Genomic DNA, 19388 nt, shown 5'->3' with positions numbered 1-19388 from the left:
CCCGGCCACTGGCCAGGACAATGCACGCATCTATGCGGCGTTGGGGCTGGATGCGCAGCAGCAGGAGAGGCTGCGGCGCGAAGGCGTGATCTGAGGCCGCAAGTGGTTGGCAGTGGGCGGCGTCAGGCCGCCCGCCGCGCCGCCGCAAACAGACCGCTGCGCAGCGCTTCCAGGTCGAGCACGCGCAGGCCGCCGTACTCCACGACGATGGCGTTTTCGCGCTGCAGCACGGAAAGCGCCTCGTTGACGCGCTGGCGTGACAGGCCCACCAGGTAGGCAAGCTCCTGCTGGGTGATGCGCAGCACCTCGCCCACGCCCGGGTAAAGCAGCGGGTGAAAGAGCGCGGCCAGGCTGCGGGCCACGCGCAGGTCGGGGTTGGTGAGGCGGTCGATTTCGCGGGCCGAGATGAACTGGCCCAGGCGCTCGTTGAGCTGGCTCATGACGAAGCGGTTGAAGCCGATGGAGTGGTCCAGCAGCCAGTGGAAGGTTTCTATGGGCAGGCCACCGACCACGCTGCGGCGTATGGCCTGCACGTTGTAGCGGTAGGGCTCGCGCTTGACGGCCGTGCCTTCGCCGAACCAGCCGCCCGGGGGCAGGCCGGCCAGGGTCATGCTGGCGCCATCGGCGCCGTCGGTGTTCATCTTGAGCAGGCCTTCGACCACGCCGAACCAGTAGGTGGGCGCGCGGCCGGTGCGGCAGACATAGTCGCCGGGCTGGGCGTCGCCGACGACCAGCGCCTTCTGGGCCCGTTCGCGCTCGGCGGGCTGGAGTACGGCCAGCCAGGGAATGCCTTCGAGTTCCTCGGGCCGGGGCGCGCGGCGGCGCTGGTGCAGTGACAGTTCTTGGCTCATGGAGTCGCGGCGAGGGTGCGCGGATCAATCATCAAAACCACCCAAGCATTGCCCGAGCCCGGTGGCTGGCGTGAGCGGGATTTCCAGAAGGACCGCGGCGCGCGCACATTCCCGGATGCGCAAGCCCCCAAGCGGGACATGAGACCGTTTTGGCACCTTTTGTTACGGCGCGTTTTCCCGATGATGAGTTTCCCGCGGATTGTCGTCAAACAGACACCACGGCGTCAAAGCCAGTCCTAGGATGCAGTCCAAGCCGGTAGGTCACAGCCTGGGCATCTGCACCATGCGGCCACCATTCACGAACATCCAAGGACATGGAATGACGACCACGTTCCCGCACCTGCTGCTCCAGCATGCCGCCCAGTGCCCCCAGGCGCCGGCGCTGCGCGAGAAGGAATACGGCATCTGGCAGACCTGGAGCTGGAGCGAGGCCGCCGAGACCGTGCGCCACATGGCCTGCGGCCTGGCGGCGCTGGGCCTGGCACGCGGCCAGAATCTGGCCTTCATCAGCGACAACCGGCCCCATGTCTACATGGGCTTCATTGCCGTGCAGGCGCTGGGCGGCGTACCGATCCCGCTGTACCAGGATGCCGTGGCCGCCGAGATGCGCTTCGTCATCGAGGATGCCGAGATCGACTTCGCCTTTGCCGAGAACCAGGAGCAGGTCGACAAGCTGCTGGAGGTGCGCGAGAGCGTCTCCGGCCTCGGCCACATCATCTATGACGACCCGCGCGGCCTGCGCCACTACGACCAGCCGGGGCTGATCAGCACCGAGGCGCTGCTGCAAAAGGGCCAGGAGTGGGATGCCGCACACCCGGGCGCCTGGGACGCGATGCTGGCCGCGCTGTCGCCCGACGATGTCTCGGTCATCCTCTACACCTCGGGCACGACCGGCAAGCCCAAGGGAGTGTGCCAGACGCACCGCAGCTTTGGCGAGTCGGCACGCGGCGGCGTGCAGGTGGACCGCCTGGGCCCCGGCGACAACGTGATCTCCTACCTGCCTCCGGCCTGGGTGGGCGACCATCTGTTTTCCTTCGCGCAGTGGCTGGTGGCGGGCTTCACCATCAACTGCCCGGAGTCGGCCTCGACCGTGTCCATCGACCTGCGCGAGATCGGCCCCAGCTACTACTTCGCGCCACCGCGCATCTTCGAGGGCATGCTGACCTCGGTGTCCATCCGCATGGAGGATGCCGCGCCCTTCAAGCAATGGATGTACGGCCGCGCCATGGCCGTGGCGCGCCGCGTGGGCTCGGACATCCTGGACGGCAAGAAGGTGGGCACGCTGGACCGCCTGAAGTACGCGCTGGGCGACCTGTGCATCTACGGGCCGCTGCGCAATGCCATGGGCCTGTCGCGCATCCGCGTGGCCTATACGGCGGGTGCGGCCATCGGGCCCGAGCTGTTCCGCTTCTTCCGCTCCATCGGCATCAACCTCAAGCAGCTCTACGGCCAGACCGAGACCTGCGCCTATGTGTGCATACAGCGCGACGGGCAGGTGGAGCTGAGCAGCGTGGGCCAGGCCGCACCGGGCATCGAGCTGAAGATCGCCGACAACGGCGAGGTGCTGCTCAAGGGCGTGTCCGTGCTCAAGGAGTACTACAAGCGCCCCGACGCCACGGCCGAGGTGGTGGATGCCGACGGCTGGTTCCACACGGGAGATGCCGGCGTGATCGACGCCAGCGGCCAGCTGCGCATCATCGACCGCGCCAAGGACGTGGGCAAGACCAGCCGGGGCGCCATGTTCGCGCCCAACTACATCGAGAACAAGCTCAAGTTCTTCCCCCAGATCAAGGAGGCCGTGTGCTTCGGCCACGGCCGCGACCAGGTCTGCGCCTTCATCAACATCGACTACGAGGCCGTGGGCAACTGGGCCGAGCGCCAGGGCCTGCCCTATGGCGGCTATGTGGACCTGGCATCGAAGGCCAAGGTACTGGAGATGGTGGCCGACTGCGTGGCCCAGGTGAACGCCGACCTGGCCGCCGAAGCCGGCATGGCCGACACGCAGGTGGCGCGCTTCCTGGTGCTGCACAAGGAGCTGGACCCCGACGACGACGAGCTGACCCGCACGCGCAAGGTGCGCCGCGGCTTCATTGCCGACAAGTACGGCGTGCTGGTCGATGCGCTGTACACGGGCAAGCGTGAGCAGTTCATCGAGACCCAGGTCAAGTTCGAGGACGGCCGCACCGGCAGCGTCAGCGCCACGCTGTCCATCATCGATGCCAAAACCCATTCGGTGGCTGCCACCGCCAGGGCCTGACCGGAGCCGCTGACATGACCCACAAGAAGATCGGCGATGTCATCCTCGACATCAAGAACATCAGCCTGCGCTTCGGCGGCGTGAAGGCGCTGACGGACATCTCGTTCGATGTGCGCGAGCACGAGATCCGCTCCATCATCGGCCCCAACGGCGCGGGCAAGAGCTCCATGCTCAACTGCATCAACGGCGTGTACACCCCGTCCGAAGGATCGATCACCTTCCGGGGCAAGACCTTCAGCCACATGAACAGCCGCCAGGTGGCCGAGATGGGCGTGGCGCGCACCTTCCAGAACCTGGCGCTGTTCAAGGGCATGAGCGTGATCGACAACATCATGACCGGCCGCAACCTGCAGATCAAAAGCGGCATCCTGATGCAGGCCCTGCGCCTGGGCCCGGCCCAGCGCGAGGAGATCCGCCACCGCGAGTTCGTCGAGCACATCATCGACTTCCTGGAGATCCAGGCCTACCGCAAGACCCCCGTGGGCCAGCTGCCCTACGGCCTGCAAAAGCGCGTGGACCTGGGCCGCGCCCTGGCCATGCAGCCGCAGGTGCTGCTGCTGGACGAGCCCATGGCCGGCATGAACGTGGAGGAAAAGCAGGACATGTGCCGCTTCATCCTCGATGTCAACGACGAGTTCGGCTCCACCATCGTGCTGATCGAGCACGACATGGGCGTGGTCATGGACATCAGCGACCGCGTCGTGGTGCTGGACTACGGCAAGAAGATCGGCGACGGCGCACCCGACGAGGTGCGCCAGAACGAAGACGTGATCCGCGCTTACCTTGGCACAGGCCATTGAGGGGACTGACATGGGATTTTTTCTGGAAACCTTGTTCGGCGGCCTCATGGTGGGCACGCTGTACGCGCTGATCGCCATCGGCTTCGTGCTGATCTTCAAGGCCTCGGGCGTGTTCAACTTCGCCCAGGGCGCGATGGTGCTGTTCTCGGCCCTGGCCATGGCGCGCTTTTCCGAGTGGATCCCGAAGTGGATCGGCATGGAGCCGGGCTGGTTCACCAACCTGCTGGCCATCTGCGTGTCGCTGGCCATCATGGTGGTCGTGGCCTGGGTGATCGAGCGGCTGGCGCTGCGCCACCTGGTCAACCAGGAGCCCATCACGCTCTTGATGGCCACGCTGGGCATCGCCTACCTGCTCGACGGCCTGGGCCCGATGATCTTCGGCAGCGCCGTCTACAGCATCAACGTGGGCATGCCCAAGGACCCCATGTTCATCCTCGAGGGCCTGTTCCAGGGCGGCGTGCTGCTGAGCCAGGAAGACCTGTACGCGGCCTGCATCGCCGCGCTGCTGGTGGCCGCGCTCAGCGTGTTCTTCCAGAAGACCAAGACCGGCCGCGCGCTGCGCGCCGTGGCCGACGACCACCAGGCGGCGCAGTCCATCGGCATTCCGCTGTCGCGCATCTGGGTCATCGTCTGGTCGGTGGCCGGCGGCGTGGCCCTGGTGGTGGGCATCATCTGGGGCTCCAAGCTGGGCGTGCAGTACTCGCTGTCGCTGGTGGCCCTGAAGGCCCTGCCCGTGGTGATCCTGGGCGGCCTGACCTCGCTGCCCGGCGCCATCATCGGCGGCCTGATCATCGGCGTGGGCGAGAAGCTCTCCGAGGTCTACCTGGGCCCCATGGTCGGCGGCGGCATCGAGACCTGGTTCGCCTACGGTCTGGCCCTGTGCTTCCTGCTCGTGCGGCCCCAAGGGCTGTTCGGCGACAAAATCATTGATCGCGTTTGACCGTTACGGAGAACTTGCACCATGTTTTATCGTGAGAACGGTCAATTCAAGACGACCTACGCATCCGACCAGCAGATCTTCGGCGTCGCCCAGGACCGCTGGGCCATCGTGGCGCTGCTGGCCGTCGCCTTCCTGGTGATTCCCTTCAGCGTCAGCGACTACACCTTCCAGGCCGTGCTGATCCCCTTCCTGATCATGTCGCTGGCGGCGCTGGGGCTGAACATCCTGGTCGGCTACTGCGGCCAGATCTCTCTGGGCACCGGCGCCTTCATGGCCGTGGGCGCCTATGCGGCCTACAACCTGCAGGTGCGCTTCGAGGGCATGCCGCTGCTGGTGGCCCTGATCGGCGGCGGCGTGCTGGCCATGGTCTTCGGCGTGATCTTCGGCCTGCCCAGCCTGCGCATCCGCGGCCTGTACCTGGCCGTGGCCACGCTGGCCGCCCAGTTCTTCGTGGACTGGCTGGCCAGCCGCGCGGCCTGGGTGACGAACAACTCTTCCTCGGGCTCGGTGAGCGCGGGTCCGCTGTCCATCATGGGCTGGAAGATCGACACGCCCATGGAGAAGTACCTGCTGTGCCTGGGCATCCTGTGCGTGCTGGGCCTGGCCGCCAAGAACCTGGTGCGCGGCGCCATCGGCCGCGAGTGGATGGCCATGCGCGACATGGACGTGGCCGCCAGCGTGATCGGCATCCGCCCGACCTACGCCAAGCTCAGCGCCTTTGCCGTGAGCAGCTTCATCGTCGGCGTGGCCGGCGCGCTGTGGGGCTTCGTTCACCTGGGCGCCTGGGAGCCCGCGGCCTTCAGCCTGGACCGCTCGCTGCAGCTGCTGTTCATGATCATCATCGGCGGCCTGGGTTCGGTGGTGGGAAGCATCTTCGGCGCGGCCTTCTTCGTGCTGCTGCCACTGCTGCTCACCCAGGTGCCGCACTGGATGGGCCTGCCGCTGTCCACGGCCACGGCGACCTACCTGGAGCACATGATCTTCGGTGCGCTGATCGTGTTCTTCCTGATCGTGGAGCCGCATGGCCTGGCAAAACTGTGGGCGACCGCAAGACAAAAACTGCGTGTCTGGCCCTTCCCGCATTGAGTTGATCTGTATCGAGACAGGGCGCCACAGAGTGCCGGATAACCGGGGAATCTTCCCCAGCCAACTAGGAGACAACGTCATGATGTTCAAGAAAGTCGCCATCGCCGCCGCCACGGTCGCTGCTGGAATCGGCGCTCTCGTGGCCGCCCCTGCCGCACAGGCCCAGGACCAGTTCGTGCCGCTGCTGGTCTACCGCACGGGCCAGTTCGCGCCGCTGGGCATTCCATGGGCCGATGGCAAGCAGGACTACATCAAGCTGGTCAACGCCAAGGGCGGCATCAATGGCGTGAAGATCGCCTACGAGGAATGCGAGACGGCCTACGACACGGCCAAGGGCGTGGAATGCTATGAGCGCCTGAAGGGCAAGGGCGGCGGCGCTGCCGGTTTCGATCCGCAGTCCACCGGCATCACGTTCGCCGTGACGGACAAGGCGCCGGGCGACAAGATGCCCATCATCACCACGGGCTATGGCCTGTCGCAGTCGGCCGACGGCAAGGTCTTCGAGTGGAACTTCCCGCTGCTGGGCAACTACTGGACAGCGGCCGATTCCATCATCCAGGACATCCTCAAGAAGGAAAAGGGCAGCCTCAAGGGCAAGAAGATCGCCCTGGTCTACCACGACTCGCCCTATGGCAAGGAACCCATTCCGCTGCTGCAAAAGCGCGCCGCCAAGGAAGGCTTCGACCTGACGCTGCTGCCCGTGACGGCGCCCGGCGTGGAGCAGAAGTCCACCTGGCTGCAGATCCGCCAGCAGCGCCCCGACTACGTGCTGCTGTGGTCGGCCGGCGTGATGACACCCACGGCCGTGCGCGAGGCGCAGGCCACCGGCTACCCGCGCGAGAAGATGTACGCCATCTGGTGGGCCGGCTCGGACCATGACGTGAAGGACATCGGCGCCGGCGCCAAGGGCTACAACACCGTGACCATCCACAACACGGCCGAGCACGACAAGGTGCACGACGAGGTCAAGGCCATGGTCTACGACAAGGGCCAGGGCACGGCCACCGACGCCAAGGAACTGGGCGCCATGGCCCACACGCGCGGCATGGTGATCTCCATGCTGCAGGTGGAGGCCATCCGCACGGCACAGGAAAAGTACGGCAAGGGCAAGGTCATGACCTCCGAGCAGGTGCGCTGGGGCCTGGAGAACCTGAACCTCACGCAGGAGCGCCTCAACGAGCTGGGCTTCGGCAAGATCATCCGCCCCGTCAAGACCAGCTGCGACAACCACCTGGGCACCGACTGGTCGCGCATCGCCCAGTGGGATGGAGCCAAGTGGAAGGTGGTCTCCGACTGGTACCAGGCCGACAAGTCCATGGTCGAACCGCTGGTCAAGGAGTACGCGGACAAGTACGCCAAGGAAAAGAACGTAAAAGCTAGAACTTGCACCCCCTGAGGCGCTTGCGCGCCTTCCCCCTCTCTACCCGCTTCGCGGGGGAGGGGGACGACACCCTCGGTGCGGGGCGGCCCTTCCTCGGTGTCCCTGAGTTGGGGCATGCCCCGCGCAGAGATGCTTCGAGAGTTGCGGCCCCGCACTCCGCTTTCGTATCAACGCCCATGGACGACGCCATGACCACCGCACCCACCTCCGCCCCGGCCGCCAGCGATCCGCTGCTCGTGGTCAATGGCATCGAAGTCATCTACAACCATGTGATCCTGGTGCTCAAGGGCGTTTCGCTCCAGGTGCCGCGCGAGAGCATCGTGGCCATTCTGGGCGGCAACGGCGCGGGCAAGACCACGACGCTGCGCGCCATCTCCAACCTGCTCAAGGGCGAGCGCGGCGAGGTGACCAAGGGCACGATCGAGCTGGAGGGCGAGCGCATCGAAAGCCTCACGCCCTCCGAGCTGGTGCAGCGCGGCGTGGTCCAGGTCATGGAGGGGCGGCACTGCTTCGCCCACCTGACCATCGAGGAAAACCTCATGACCGGCAGCTACACGCGCACTGACAAGGGCGAGATAGCAGCCAACCTCGAGAAGGTCTACAACTACTTTCCGCGCCTGAAGACGCGCCGCACCTCGCAGGCCGCCTACACCTCGGGCGGCGAGCAGCAGATGTGCGCCATCGGCCGCGCGCTGATGGCCAATCCGCGCATGGTGCTCCTGGACGAACCCTCGATGGGCCTGGCCCCGCAGATCGTCGAGGAGGTGTTCAACATCGTCCGCGACCTCAACAGCAAGGAGAAGGTCACCTTCCTGCTGGCCGAGCAGAACACCAACATGGCCCTCAAATACTCGGACTACGGCTACATCATGGAAAGCGGCCGCATCGTCATGGACGGCGCGGCCTCGGACCTGGCCAGCAACGAGGACGTCAAGGAGTTCTACCTGGGCGTGGGCGGCGGCGAGCGCAAGAGTTTCAAGGACGTGAAAAGCTACAAGCGCAGAAAACGCTGGCTGGCCTGACCGGCGGACATTTCCCAGCCCCTGCCCCAGACCCTTCTTCCACAGGACTAGCCATGAGTGCCTTCTACGACGCGCTGGAGACGCGCACCCCTGACGAACGCGAAGCGGCGCTGCTGTCCGCCCTGCCCCGGCAGATCGCCCATGCGCAGCAACACTCTGCCGCCTTCGCCCAGATCCTGGCCGGCGTCGATGCCGCGCAGATCACCAGCCGCGAGGCCCTGGCCCGCCTGCCGGTGACGCGCAAGTACGAGCTGCTGCAGCGCCAGGCCGAGCAGCGGCCCGCGCAGATCTTCGGCGGCTTCAACGCCATTGGCCTGGGCCAGCCCATGCCGCGCCTGTTCTGCAGCCCCGGCCCCATCTACGAGCCCGAAAGCCGCCGCCCCGACTACTGGCGCATGGCGCGCGCGCTGCATGCCTCGGGCTTTCGGCCCGGCGAGCTGGTGCACAACTGCTTCAGCTACCACTTCGTGCCCGCGGGCTCGATGATGGAAAGCGGCGCCCATGCGCTGGGCTGCACGGTGTTCGCAGGCGGCACGGGCCAGACCGAGCAGCAGGTGCAGGCCATGGCCGACCTGCGGCCCGCCGGCTACGTGGGCACGCCCAGCTTCCTCAAGATCATTGTGGAAAAGTCCCTGGAGATGGGCCTGCCCATCCCCTCCGTGACCAAGGCCATGGTCTCGGGCGAGGCCTTCCCGCCCTCGCTGCGCGACTGGCTGGCCGAGCGCGGCATCGCGGGCTACCAGTGCTACGCCACGGCCGACCTGGGCCTGATCGCCTACGAGACCGAGGCCCGCGAAGGCCTGGTGCTGGACGAGCAGGTCATCGTCGAGATCGTGCGCCCCGGCACGGGCGACCCGGTGGCCCCCGGCGAGGTGGGCGAGCTAGTGATCACCACGTTCAATCCCGACTACCCGCTGATCCGCTTCGGCACGGGCGACCTCTCTGCCGTGCTGCCCGGCCAGTGCCCCACGGGCCGCACCAACGCACGCATCAAGGGCTGGATGGGACGCGCCGACCAGACCACCAAGGTGCGCGGCATGTTCGTGCACCCGGGCCAGATTGCCGACGTCGTGCGCCGCTTCCCCCAGGTGGGGCGCGCGCGGCTGGTGGTCACGGGCGAGATGGCCAACGACCAGATGCAGCTGCTGGTCGAGACCCGCGAAACCTCACCGGGCCTGGCCCAGCAACTGTCCGATGCCGTGCGCGAAGTCACCAAGCTGCGCGGCGATGTGCAGATGGTGCTGCCGGGCACCCTGCCCAATGACGGGAAGGTCATTGAAGACGCGAGGTCGTACAAGTAGCCACCGAGGCGCGGGGACGGCGGCCTCGCCGCCGAGCAGCATTCGCAGACCCTGAAAACATGACGCCTGTCAAGACTCCCAGGGTTTGCACTAGATCAATGGCAAGGGAATCTGCTGCGGCGCAATAGAAACAATTCTTAAAATCCGTCTCCTCGCGCATTCGGTTTCTCTTGCGTGTTTGCCCTCGAAGGCAAATGCGCATCGCCCCCTATCATTTGCACGCTATTTACTTGGAGACACTATGAAAGCATTGTTCAAGATCGCAGCCATTGCGCTGGCAGCCGGTGCAGCCCTTGGCGCCCACGCGCAGGACTATCCTGCCGCAGGCAAGACGATCACCCTCATCGTGCCGTTCACCGCAGGCGGCCCGACCGACAAGGTGGCCCGCGATCTGGCCGAGTCCATGCGCAAGCAGTTGAACAATGCCACCATCGTGGTGGACAACGCCGACGGCGCCGGCAGCACCATCGGCACGGCCAAGGCCGCACGTGCCCGTCCTGACGGCTACACGCTGCTGATCAACCACATCGGCATGTCCACGATCCCGTCGCTGTACCGCAAGCTGTCGTTCAACGTGCTCAACGACTTCGAGTACGCCGGCATCATCAACGACGTGCCCATGACCCTGATCGGCCGCCCCAGCCTGCCGGCCAAGAACTTCGCCGAGGTCAAGGACTGGATCGGCAAGAACCAGGGCAAGGTCAACCTGGCCAATGCCGGCATCGGTTCCGCCTCCCACCTGTGCGGCCTGATGCTGCAGGCGTCCATGAAGACGGAAATGACGCCCGTGCCCTACAAGGGCGCCGCCCCCGCGATTGCCGACCTGATCGGCAACCAGGTGGACCTGCTTTGCGACCAGACCACCAACACCACGGGCCAGATCACGGCCAAGAAGGTGCAGGCCTATGCCGTGACCACGCCGAAGCGCCTGACCATGCCCGCGCTCAAGGACCTGCCGACGCTGGCCGAAGTGGGCGTGCCCGACTTCCAGGTCACCATCTGGCACGGCCTGTACGCACCCAAGGGCACGCCGGCCGACATCGTCAAGAAGGTCAACGAGGCCATGAAGGCCGCCCTGAAGGACCCCGAGTTCATCAAGCGCCAGGAAGCCCTGGGCGCCGTGATCGCCAGCGACGGCCGCATTGAGCCCGAAGGCCACAAGAAGTTCGTCCAGGCCGAGATCGAGAAGTGGGGCAAGGTCATCAAGGCAGCCGGCACCTACGCCGACTGATCCCGAGGACCACCACCGCGACGGATCGCCCGGTTGCAACCACGATCAAGCCCGGCTTCGGCCGGGCTTTTTCGTTGCTGGGAGCCGCGCGACAGCAGCGGTGCAGGCTCAGGGCGCCGGCCCGCGCAGCGCCATCACGGCCTGCCAGCTGCCGCCGCGCTGGCTTGCGTTGTAGAGGTTGCTCTGCGTGTTGCCGGGACCTTCGTAGTAGCTGCCGCGCATCAGGCATTGCGCTCCCGAGGCCGTGCAGTGCACGAGTTCGACGCCGAACATCAGCGCCGGCCGGCCGCTGGCCCGGTCCAGCACCTGCTCGCCGCCCTTGCCCACATCGCAGGCCGAAGCCGGCCGCACCTGGCTCTGGCCGCTGAGCAGGGCCAGCGTGCCGGCATCGGGGTCCAGCAGCGCCCAGCCCCGGCCGTTGCCTATGCAGTAGGCCGCCGCCTTGGGGCCGAGGTTGGAGGCGTTGTCCAGAAACAGCAGCGAATACACGGCAGCCGCCGCTCCCGGGGGCGCCTGCGGGCCGGTGGGCGCCTTGGGCCTGTCGGCACAGGCGGCCAGTGCCAGCGTGGCGGCCAGCGCGCCCAGCCAGGGCAGGAATCGGGAGGAATGACGGAGGCGGTGCATGGAAGTCCTTTCTTTCTCGCAATCTGCGTGCGTGTTTAACACGGCGCGCGGCCTCTGCTGCGGCTCAGGCCGGGCCTTCGAGTTCGGCATGCCGCCGCTCGAACAGTTCAATGAGGTGGTCGGCCACGGCACGCACGCGCCGCGAATGGGCCAGGTCGGCATGCATGGCAAGCCAGATCGGCTGGTCGGCGCCCAGCTGCGGCTCCACGCAGACCAGCCCCGCCTGCCGCGCCAGGAAATGCGGCAGCACGGCCAGGCCCAGGCCGGCCTGGGCCGCGGCCAGCTGCGCGGACAGGGTATTGGTCTCCAGCCGGCAGGGCCGCCCGTGCAGGGCGCGCGCCATCCAGCGTGCGGCGGGCAGGTGGGCATGGCTGTCGTCCCAGCCAATGAAGGCATCGCCCTCGAACGGGTCCGAGCCGTGGGTGCCCGCGCTTCCGTTTCCGCCTGCGCGGCCTTGCACATAGCCGGCCGATCCATACAGGCCGAAGCCCAGCGTGCCCAGGCGCCGTATCGTGAGGTGGCCGGCCTCGGGCTGGGTCATGCGCACGGCCAGGTCGGCGTCGCGCCGGTGCAGGTTCAGCGTCTGCACGCCGCTGACCAGCTGCACGCGCAGACCCGGGTGGCGGGCGAACAGAGGGACCAGCGAGGGCGCGATCAGCGGGTTGGCCAGGTTCTCGGCCGTGGCCAGCCGCACCACGCCCGCGACCTGTGCCTGGCTTTGCGCGGCATCGCCCAGGGCCTGGGCCGCCTGCTCCAGCGCCTCGGCCGGGGCCAGCAGCGCCTGGCCGTCGGCCGTGAGCCGATAGCCGCTCTGGTGGCGGCTGAACAGCGGCATGGACAGCGCGGACTCCAGCCGGTCCAGCCGGCGCGAGACCGTGGCCACGCCCAGCCCCAGCGCGGCCGAGGCACCGCTCAGGCTGCCGGCGCGGGCAATGGCCAGGAAGATGCGGGCGTCGTCCCACTGCAATGAAATGCTCCTTTGTTTTCGGGAATTTTTTCCGAAAATGGAAGATCAAAGCGCGATTTTGTCAGTAGGCAAGGCCGCTTCGGAAAACCATACTGGCCCCTTGTTTCAGCAAGAGGATATGCAATGCAACAACGCAAACTCGGCCACGATCTGCAGGTATCCGCCCTGGGCCTGGGCTGCATGGGCATGAGCGAGTTCTATGGTCCGCGCGACGACGCCCTGGCGCTGCAGGCGCTGGACCATGCCGTGGAGTCCGGTATCGACTTCCTGGACACGGCCGATGTCTACGGGCCGCACCACAACGAGGAGCTGATCGGCCGCTTCCTGGCCACGCGCCGCCCGCGCGTGAAGATCGCCACCAAGTTCGGCATCGTGCGCAAGGCCGGGGAGTACCGGCGCAGCATCGACAACAGCGCGCAGTACGCACGGCAAAGCTGCGAGGACTCGCTGCGGCGCCTGGGCGTGGAGCGCATCGACCTGTACTACGTGCACCGCGTCGATGCCATGCGCCCCATCGAAGAGACCATGCAAGGCCTGGCGCAGCTGGTGCAGGAGGGCAAGATCGACCGCATCGGCCTGTGCGAAGTCAGCGCGGCCACACTGCGCCGCGCCCATGCCGTGCACCCGGTGGCGGCGGTGCAGACCGAGTATTCGCTGTGGACGCGCGAGGTGGAGGAAGAGGTGCTGCCCGTCTGCCGCGAGCTGGGCGTGGGGCTGGTGGCCTATTCGCCGCTGGGGCGCGGCTTTCTCACGGGGCGCTTTCATGCAGGCACGGCCTTCGAGCAGGGCGATTTCCGCGCCAGCCTGCCGCGCTTTCAGCCTGGCAACATCGACACCAACCAGGCCCTGGTGGGCGCCGTATCGGCCCTGGCGCAGCGCAAGGGCAGCACGCCCGCGCAGATCGCCCTGGCCTGGCTGCTGGCCCAGGGGCCGGACGTGGTGCCCATTCCGGGCACCCGGCGCATCGCCCATCTGCAGGACAACCTGGGCGCGCTGTCCGTGGCACTGACCCCCGCCGAGCTGGACGAGCTGCGGCGCGCCAGCGACGAGCTGCCCGTGGCCGGGCAGCGCTATACGGAGGAAGGCATGAAGGGCATCAACGCCTGAAGGGGCCGGTGGGGCCGCCGGCTTACCAGGTGACGTCGCTGTTCTCGGCGGCGCTGCGTCGCAGCATGTCGATCATGGGCGCGGCGCGCTGGCGCAGGCTGACGGCGTCGCGCGCGCCCGCTGCGGCGCTGTCCTGCTCGCCGTCCTGGGACTCGTCTTCATGGCTGGCCTTGCGGCGGGCGTCGTCGTCGGCGACGGCGGCCTCCAGCGCCTCTATGGCGGCGGGAATCTGCTGCACCGTGATGATGCCGCTGGCGCCGGGCGTCTTGCCGACGATCTCCAGGACCTGGCGGCCGTTGGATTCCAGCATGATGACGTCGGCCGTGGCACGGGACTTGAACTTGTAGAGCATGGCTATCCTTTTTCTGTGTGGCGTGTCATGCACTCAGCGGTACATGTACTCGCGGTTGAAAGCATAGTCCGATTGAGCCCCCACCATGGGTCCCGACTGGAGCCGTCCATCGGGATGCGTGCACAGCATCTGGTGCAGGGCGATCCAGCCGCGCTCGAATCCCATGGCGCAACCCGCCAGATAGAGCCGGTAGGCGCGCAGCACCTTGGCGGCACCTTCGGCATCGGCATGCTGCTCAAGGATACGCTGCGCCTGCGGCAGCCGGGCTTCCAGTGCGTCGGACCAGTTCCACAGCGTGCGTGCGTAGTGGGGCCGCAGGTTCTCCGTGTCCACCATTTCCAGCCCGCTGTGGCCCATGTCGTGCAGCACGCGGCTCACATGCATCAGCTCGCCGCCGGGGAAGATGTAGCGGTCGATGAACTCGCCCATGCCCGCGCCCAGCTCGGTGTTGTCCACGCCGCCCGCCGTGATGCCGTGGATCAGCGCCATGCCGCCCGGGCGCAGCAGGCGGTGCACGGTCTGGAAGTACTCGGGCAGCTGGGCCTGGCCCACATGCTCGAACATGCCCACCGAGCCTATCTTGTCGAAAGGCTGGCCGGGCGCCAGCGCGCGGTAGTCCAGCAGCTGCATGTCCACCTTGCCCTGCAGGCCGCGCTCGGCAATCAGCTGCTGCACGTAGCGGTGCTGGTTGTGCGAGAGCGTGATGCCCGTGGCCGTGACGCCGTAGTGCTCGGCCGCCCACAGCAGCAGCGCGCCCCAGCCCGCGCCGATGTCCAGGAAGCGCTCGCCGGGCCGCAGGTCCAGCTTGCGGCAGATGTGCTCCAGCTTGGCCTCCTGGGCCTGGGCCAGCGTCATCTGCGGATCGCGGAAATAGGCGCAGGAATAGACGCGGCGCGGGTCCAGCCACAGGCCGTAGAAGTCGTCGGAGATGTCGTAGTGGAACTGGATCTGCTGGGCGTCGCGCGCCAGCGTGTGCGCGGCCATGGAGCGCATGCGGGCCATGGCATGCCCCCACCAGTGCGATGTGCCGCGCACCGGATCGGACTGCAGCAGGCTGGCGGCCACCGCCATCACGTCGCGCATGCGGCCGTCGATGCGCACCAGCCCTTCCACGATGGCACTGCCCAGTGTCCCTATCTGCCCGGCCGCCAGGCTGGCCATGGCCGACATGGTCTGGAAATGCAGCACCACCTGCGCATCCGCAGGACCAGCGCGCTGGCCGGACGGCAGGATCACGGCCACGGGGACAGGGAGAGACGCCAGCCGCGCCTCGATGGAGCTCAGCACTTGTGTCATGGCGTTCATTTTTGACAGCAAGGCGCACTGCGTCAATCGCAGCCTGGGCTGTGCATGGCGGGGCATGGCGCCCCGCCACAGCGGGGGGAATCAGGCGATCAGCTGCCTGTAGTCGCGCCGTGTCTGATCCGTCACCGAAGCAAGCACTTGCTCGAAGGGCGTCTTGTGCCGTGCGACCAGCCGCAGGGATGCCACGGCGCGCGATTTGCAAAACCAATGACAGGTGTACTGCATGAGCAACAGCTCGGCCGTCATCGTGAAGGCGCGCGCACGGCGTTCGTCCTCGTTGCGGCTGTCGGCCACGCGCACGGAGGCAATGCCGCGCGCATGCAGCTGCATGGCGTCGCGCAGATCGAAGGACGACGAGGGAAAGAGCCGGTCCAGATAGGGCAGCGCCACGGGCAGCGTGCTCACGCGCGTGAGCTGCGGATCGGCCGTGGCCATCTCCTTGGCAAAGCGCTGGAACTGCTCGGCCAGGTTGGCCTCGGTGTTGTCCAGCACGGTCCAGATCTGGGCACGGCGCTGCTCGTCGTTCTCACCCAGGGCGCGCAGATAGCCTTCGATCAGGCCGCCCATCAGCTTCTCGATCTGGAATCGTCCCAGATACTGGGCCAGCAGCAGGGTATGCCGGCGCTGTTGCTGCGTCTTGAGCAGGTAGATTGCGATGAAGACAATGATCGCCAGCGTGAAGAAGTCCATGAAAGCAGCAAGGGGGCCAAGGGTGCGAGAAGGCTTGAGTGTAGTCAGGCGCGGCCTGCCCGCGATTTTGGTGGGCATAGGCCTGCTTCTGGGCGGCTGTGCCAGCCGGGGGGCCGGTGGCGACGGGCTGGGCTATTACTGGCAAAGCCTGCGCGGGCAAATGCACCTGCTGCAGGCCAGCCGCCCGATTGACGACTGGCTGCAGGACGAGAGCCTTGCGCCCGCACTGCGCGAGCGCCTGCTGTCGGCCCGGCGCATGCGCGCCTTTGCCGTGGAGCGCCTGGGCCTGCCCGATAACGCGAGCTACCGCCGCTATGCCGATCTGCAGCGGCCGTTTGCCGTATGGAACGTGGTGGCCGCGCCGCCCGACAGCCTGGAGCTGCACCGCTGGTGCTTTCCCGTGGCCGGCTGCGTGGGCTACCGGGGCTACTTTGCCGAGGCCGACGCCATGGCCCAGGCAAGGCAACTGGCCAACCAGGGCCTGGAGTCCGGCAGCTACGGCGTGCCCGCCTATTCCACGCTGGGCTACCTGAACTGGCTGGGCGGCGATCCGCTGCTCAACACTTTCATCGGCTGGGGCGAGGGCGAGTTCGCCGGCCTGCTGTTCCACGAACTGGCCCACCAGGTGGTCTATGTGGCGGGCGACACGGCCTTCAACGAATCCTTTGCCACCACCGTGGAGCGCCTGGGCACGCCGCTGTGGCTGGCCACCGAGGCCGGCCCCGCCGCCCGCGCACGCTGGGATGCAGGCCAGCTGCGGCGCGCGCAGTGGCGGGCGCTGACCGGCCACACGCGCCAGGCGCTGCAGCAGCTCTACCAGGACCCGCAGCAGCGCGGCCCCACCATGCCGCAGGCCAAGGCGCAGATCTACCAGCAGTTCCGCAGCGACTACGCTGCGCTGCGTGCGCAATGGCGCAGCGCCGATGCGGCCCTGCTGACCACCGATGCACAGCGCCAGCTCTACGACCGCAACCAGGCGCGGCTGGACCAGTGGGTGGCCGATGCCAACAACGCCAGCTTTGGCGCGCTGGCCGCCTACGACGACTGGGTGCCGGCCTTCACCGCGCTGTGGAAGCAGACGCAGACCCAGGCGTCGGCCCAGGCCGGCGGCGAGGCCGCCCAGGGCTGGCAGCGTTTCTATGCCGAGGTAGAGAAACTGGCCGCCCTGCCTGCCTTGCAGCGCAACACAAGGCTGTGCGGGCTCATGCCCGCCGATGCGCCCCTGCCGCCTGCCTGCGCCCCGGATCAGGACCGTGCGTCGGTATCCACGGACGGGTCGCATCCCGGCAACTGAATGCGGGCCAGCAGGCCGCTGGAGCTGCCAGGCAGCGGCGACTGCAGCTCCAGGCTGCCGCCATGCTGGGCCACGATCATGGACACGATGGACAGGCCCAGGCCGTAGCCCGGCGACGCCAGCTCCCGCACGGTGCCCTGGGGCAGGCGCAGGTCGTCCACATGGCGCACATGGCGCTCGCGCGCGGTGCTCAGCGCCGCCGCATCCATGCCCGGCCCCTCGTCGCGCACCTGGACGGTGTGGCTGTCGCAGACTTCGAGCAGCACCTCCGAGCCATCGCTGTAGCGCAGCGCGTTCTCCACCAGGTTGCGCAAGGCGATGGCCAGCGTGTCCACATCGCCCGCCACCGGACCGCAGGGCTGCTCGGGCAGCACCACGTCCAGCCGCAGCTGGGTGGATTCGTCCTGCTGCCAGAACTCGGAGGCCACCATGCTGGCCAGCGCGTCCAGCCGCACCTCGTCCTGCGCCAGCGCCGAGCCCGAGGCCGCGCGCGACAGCTGCAGCAGCTTTTCCGTGCGCTGGCGCAGCCGCTCCAGCGCCTCATAGGCCGCGCGCACATCGGTGTTGTCCACGCCCCTGTCCAGGGCCGTCTGCAGGCGCAGCGTGGCCACGGCCAGCGGAGTGCGCAGCTCGTGGGCCGCATTGGCAGCCATGGAGCGCTCCACCTGCAGCGCATGCGACAGGCGCTGCATCAGGTGGTTGATGCCCCGGCCCAGCCGCCACAGCTCGCGCGGCATGGCGTCCAGGTCCAGCGGCTCCAGGTTGGAGCCGCCGCGCTCGCTCAGCTGCAGTTGCATGTCGCGCAGCACGCGCAGGCGCCGCCGCGCGGTCACGCGCAGCGCCCAGCCCATGAGGGCGAGCATGACCAGCATCACCGCGCCCAGCGCTAGCAGCGCCCGCTGCAGCGCCTCGCTGCGCTCGACCATGGGATCGGCCAGCATCAGGAACAGCGGCTGCCGGGGATGGGCCACCACATAGATGCGCCAGCCCTCGCGCTCGTAGAAGCCCTCGCGCATGGGCACGGCAAAGGCCGCCACGGGGGCGGCCTGGGTACGCAGCAGCACGTTGCCGCGGCCGTCCTGCAGCTGGTAGACCAGATCCTCGGCCTCGTCGCCCGGCTGCGAGGCCACATGCGGGCGCTGCACGCCCTCGCGCGAGTGGTCTTCCTGTTCCAGCTGGTGCACGGCCACCTCCAGCAGGCGGTGGCCGCTGTCGATCATTTCCTGGTCGAAGTTGTGGTGCACGATGTGGCTGACATACCAGGCCAGCGCCAGCACGCAGGCCAGCCAGACGGCGGCCAGGGCCAGTGTCAGCTCGCGGGCCAGCTGGTCGGCCAGACGGGGCGGCAGCGCCAGGCTGTAGCGCTGCGGCTCATCCATGCTCAAGGGCCAGGCGGTAGCCGGTGCCGCGCACGGTCAGGATGCGGTCGCGCCCGAGCTTGCGGCGCAGCCGGCTGATGAACACTTCCAGCGTGTTGCTGTCGGCCTCGGCATCGAAGCCGTAGAGCGCATCGAGCAGATGCTCGCGCGCGTGCACACGCTGCGGCTGGGCCGTGAGCACGCGCAGCAGCGCCCATTCCTTGGGCGTGAGCAGCAGGGTGCGGCCGGCATCGCGCACCATTTCGCGGGCCAGGTCGATCTCCAGCGTGCCCATGCGCAGCACGGCGTCCTGTCCGGCCTGCATGCCGCCGCCGCGCCGGCTCACGGCGCGCAGGCGGGCCAGCAGTTCCTCGGGGTCGTAGGGCTTGACCAGATAGTCGTCGGCCCCCGCGTCCAGCCCGCGGATGCGGTCGCTGACCTGGTCGCGTGCCGTCAGCACGATGGTGACGGGAGGCTGCTCCAGCCGGCGCAGCGTGGGCATGAGCGCCAGGCCGTCGCCGTCGGACAGGTGCAGGTCCAGCAGCACGGCCGCGTAGCTGGCACCGGCCAGGCAGGCGCGCGCCTGGGCCAGAGAAGGCACGCTGTCGATCAGAAAGGCCTTGGAGCGCAGATAGCTGCCCACCGCCTGGGCCAGTGCCTCATCGTCTTCGACCAGCAGGATTCGCATGGGAGGCTGGGCCTTCGCACATCAGGGTGTGCACCGGGTACGGGCGCAACAGAGGGGACGGGAGGGGTTCAAGCTGAACGGAGTCTGAACGCGGGGTTCAGATGTTCTTAAGCTGCGAATTCTACGCTCGCGGC

18 protein-coding genes are annotated in these 19388 nt (G+C 67.6%); 10 read left to right on the top strand and 8 right to left on the bottom strand.

All coding sequences use genetic code 11. From position 1 onward, the window contains the following. Positions 1 to 122: 122 nt before the first annotated feature. A complete protein-coding gene (locus INR38_RS27795; protein WP_012203091.1) occupies positions 123 to 851 on the bottom strand; it encodes a Crp/Fnr family transcriptional regulator in 729 nt (242 codons plus the stop codon). Positions 852 to 1170: 319 nt separating this feature from the next. Between INR38_RS27795 and INR38_RS27790 the strand changes: the two genes are divergently transcribed. From INR38_RS27790 to INR38_RS27755, 8 genes are all read left to right on the top strand, one after another. Continuing rightward, positions 1171 to 3108 (top strand): AMP-binding protein, encoded by a 1938-nt coding sequence (locus INR38_RS27790; protein WP_207444527.1) that lies wholly within the window; start codon positions 1171 to 1173, stop codon positions 3106 to 3108. A 14-nt stretch (positions 3109 to 3122) separates the two neighbouring features. Beyond that, a complete protein-coding gene (locus INR38_RS27785; protein ID WP_012203089.1) occupies positions 3123 to 3908 on the top strand; it encodes an ABC transporter ATP-binding protein in 786 nt (261 codons plus the stop codon). Between the two features lie 10 nt (positions 3909 to 3918). After that, entirely contained in the window at positions 3919 to 4848 is a 930-nt protein-coding gene (locus INR38_RS27780; protein WP_012203088.1) for a branched-chain amino acid ABC transporter permease, read from the top strand. Positions 4849 to 4869: 21 nt separating this feature from the next. Continuing rightward, entirely contained in the window at positions 4870 to 5934 is a 1065-nt protein-coding gene (locus tag INR38_RS27775; protein WP_012203087.1) for a branched-chain amino acid ABC transporter permease, read from the top strand. 79 nt (positions 5935 to 6013) lie between these two features. Further along, a complete protein-coding gene (locus INR38_RS27770; protein WP_013804351.1) occupies positions 6014 to 7330 on the top strand; it encodes an ABC transporter substrate-binding protein in 1317 nt (438 codons plus the stop codon). Between the two features lie 173 nt (positions 7331 to 7503). After that, entirely contained in the window at positions 7504 to 8337 is an 834-nt protein-coding gene (locus INR38_RS27765; protein ID WP_016446597.1) for an ABC transporter ATP-binding protein, read from the top strand. Between the two features lie 53 nt (positions 8338 to 8390). Further along, positions 8391 to 9638 (top strand): AMP-binding protein, encoded by a 1248-nt coding sequence (locus INR38_RS27760; RefSeq protein WP_012203084.1) that lies wholly within the window; start codon positions 8391 to 8393, stop codon positions 9636 to 9638. 241 nt (positions 9639 to 9879) lie between these two features. Next, a complete protein-coding gene (locus INR38_RS27755; RefSeq protein ID WP_012203083.1) occupies positions 9880 to 10869 on the top strand; it encodes a tripartite tricarboxylate transporter substrate-binding protein in 990 nt (329 codons plus the stop codon). A gap of 108 nt (positions 10870 to 10977) precedes the next feature. Here the strand turns inward: INR38_RS27755 and INR38_RS27750 are convergent, their stop codons facing one another. Both INR38_RS27750 and INR38_RS27745 read right to left on the bottom strand, forming a co-directional pair. Then, positions 10978 to 11493, bottom strand: coding sequence for a hypothetical protein (locus INR38_RS27750; protein ID WP_207444526.1), 516 nt, complete (start codon positions 11491 to 11493; stop codon positions 10978 to 10980). Positions 11494 to 11557: 64 nt separating this feature from the next. Beyond that, positions 11558 to 12460, bottom strand: a complete 903-nt coding sequence (locus INR38_RS27745; protein ID WP_013804355.1) for a LysR family transcriptional regulator — start codon at positions 12458 to 12460, stop codon at positions 11558 to 11560. 123 nt (positions 12461 to 12583) lie between these two features. On the opposite strand from INR38_RS27745, the gene INR38_RS27740 reads away from it, so the two are divergent. Then, positions 12584 to 13567: an aldo/keto reductase gene (locus INR38_RS27740; RefSeq protein ID WP_207444525.1), complete on the top strand. Its 984-nt coding sequence runs from the start codon at positions 12584 to 12586 to the stop codon at positions 13565 to 13567. A gap of 22 nt (positions 13568 to 13589) precedes the next feature. On the opposite strand, the gene INR38_RS27735 is transcribed toward INR38_RS27740, so the two are convergent. From INR38_RS27735 to INR38_RS27725, 3 genes are all read right to left on the bottom strand, one after another. Then, positions 13590 to 13919 carry a DUF1840 domain-containing protein gene (locus INR38_RS27735; protein WP_013804357.1) on the bottom strand — a complete coding sequence of 110 codons (330 nt, stop codon included), beginning with the start codon at positions 13917 to 13919 and terminating at the stop codon, positions 13590 to 13592. A 33-nt stretch (positions 13920 to 13952) separates the two neighbouring features. After that, positions 13953 to 15224, bottom strand: coding sequence for a class I SAM-dependent methyltransferase (locus tag INR38_RS27730; protein WP_185070629.1), 1272 nt, complete (start codon positions 15222 to 15224; stop codon positions 13953 to 13955). Positions 15225 to 15305: 81 nt separating this feature from the next. Next, on the bottom strand, positions 15306 to 15914 hold the full coding sequence (locus INR38_RS27725; RefSeq protein ID WP_088165946.1) for a hypothetical protein: 609 nt from the start codon (positions 15912 to 15914) through the stop codon (positions 15306 to 15308). A gap of 22 nt (positions 15915 to 15936) precedes the next feature. Between INR38_RS27725 and INR38_RS27720 the strand changes: the two genes are divergently transcribed. Then, a complete protein-coding gene (locus INR38_RS27720; RefSeq protein WP_207444528.1) occupies positions 15937 to 17208 on the top strand; it encodes an aminopeptidase in 1272 nt (423 codons plus the stop codon). Here INR38_RS27720 and INR38_RS27715 read toward each other — a convergent pair. Further along, complete coding sequence (locus tag INR38_RS27715; protein ID WP_207444524.1) at positions 17160 to 18587, bottom strand: ATP-binding protein; 1428 nt, start codon at positions 18585 to 18587, stop codon at positions 17160 to 17162. The genes INR38_RS27720 and INR38_RS27715 overlap by 49 nt on opposite strands. Then, positions 18580 to 19254, bottom strand: coding sequence for a response regulator transcription factor (locus INR38_RS27710; RefSeq protein WP_013804362.1), 675 nt, complete (start codon positions 19252 to 19254; stop codon positions 18580 to 18582). Before INR38_RS27710 ends, INR38_RS27715 begins: the two co-directional genes overlap by 8 nt. Between the last annotated feature and the right edge of the window lie 134 nt (positions 19255 to 19388).

Source organism: Delftia sp. SD018, from assembly GCF_017355445.1.
Lineage (GTDB): Bacteria > Pseudomonadota > Gammaproteobacteria > Burkholderiales > Burkholderiaceae_C > Comamonas > Comamonas acidovorans.
Note: the sequence above shows the minus strand (reverse complement) of the source record. Positions and strands in the feature narration are given on the sequence as shown.